The following is a 335-nucleotide window of genomic DNA, read 5'->3' on the forward strand; positions in this document are numbered from 1 at the left end:
GTGCAGGCTCGAATGACAATGATACCGACTCAGCTTGGGTTGATGTATTGACGCCATGGGCAGGCGAAGGTTATGGAGCTCGCTTCCTACCGAGGATAGGAGAGATTGTTGTCATCGACTTCTTTGATGGCAATATTGACAGACCATTTGTGGTGGGTCGAATCCATGAAGCGCAACGCAGCCGAGCAAGTTTGATGACAAAGGCAAGTTGCCCGATACCAAGAATTGGCAGGGATTAAAAGCAAGGAATATCAGGGTAGTGGCTATAACCAACTGAGATTTGACGATACCACCAACCAGATCAGCAGTCAGTTACACAGCAGTCATGGCGCAAC

The 335-nt window shown here is 48.7% G+C and carries 1 pseudogene; it reads left to right on the top strand.

Annotated features, from left to right (window positions below):
• Positions 1–335, top strand: a pseudogene (locus ACINWC743_RS11550) (phage baseplate assembly protein V); the annotation flags it as partial.

This window comes from Acinetobacter sp. WC-743 (genome assembly GCF_000335555.1).
Taxonomy (GTDB): Bacteria; Pseudomonadota; Gammaproteobacteria; order Pseudomonadales; family Moraxellaceae; genus Acinetobacter; species Acinetobacter bereziniae.